We start from the raw sequence: 813 nt of genomic DNA on the forward strand, positions 1-813 counted from the left end.
TGGGATTTCGCTTCTGCCCGCGCCTGCGCGACTTTCCGGACAGGCGGCTTGCGCCGATCGCGCCGGTTTCGGCCTATCCGTCCATCGCCCCGTTGTTGGGCAAGCGTATCCGCACCGACATCATCAATGAACAATGGGACGACGTGCTGCGCCTCGTGGGGTCGATCAAGGCTGGCCACGTCGCGCCGTCGGTCATGCTGCGAAAGCTCGCCGCCTACGAACGGCAGAACCAGCTCGACGTCGCACTACAGGAGATCGGCAAGATCGAACGGACCCTGTTCATGCTGGACTGGCTTGAAAATCCCGATCTGCGCCGGCGATGCCATGCCGGCCTTAACAACAGCGAGCAGCGCCATGCCCTGACGCAAGCGATCTACACCTTCCGCCAGGGCCGCATCATCGACCGCAGCCATGAAGCTCAACAATATCGGGCATCAGGCCTCAACCTAGTCATCGCGGCGATCGTCTATTGGAACACGATCTACATGGCCGACGCCGCCCAGCATCTGCGATCGGCAGCGGCCCCGGTCCCCGATGATCTGCTTGTCCATACGTCGCCGGTTGGCTGGGAGCACATTGCCTTTTCCGGCGATTTCCTCTGGGATCGAGCCGCCGCTTCCGCTGGCCGCAAGGCCCTCAATCTTCCGCCGGACAGCCGCGCCGCCTAAGCGTTCCTCGGTTGTTCTCCCTTAGCGTTGCGTGTGGATGGCTCCCGCGTTGCGGTGCGATTTTCTGACGTTCTGACATGCCATATCGAGTGCAGTCGCGTGTCCGGCCTTTATGTGCAGCCTTTATACGGCTGCTGGCCTTGAA

The 813-nt window shown here is 61.9% G+C and carries 1 protein-coding gene; it reads left to right on the plus strand.

Going from position 1 to position 813, the window contains the following annotated elements; all coding sequences use genetic code 11:
* The coding region (locus tag BRX37_RS26320; RefSeq protein WP_164522555.1) for a Tn3 family transposase at window positions 1-668 on the plus strand (668 nt) is incomplete at its 5' end.
* Between the last annotated feature and the right edge of the window lie 145 nt (window positions 669-813).

The sequence above is a fragment of the Sphingomonas sp. S-NIH.Pt3_0716 genome (assembly GCF_003950715.1).
Classification (GTDB): domain Bacteria; phylum Pseudomonadota; class Alphaproteobacteria; order Sphingomonadales; family Sphingomonadaceae; genus Sphingobium; species Sphingobium yanoikuyae_A.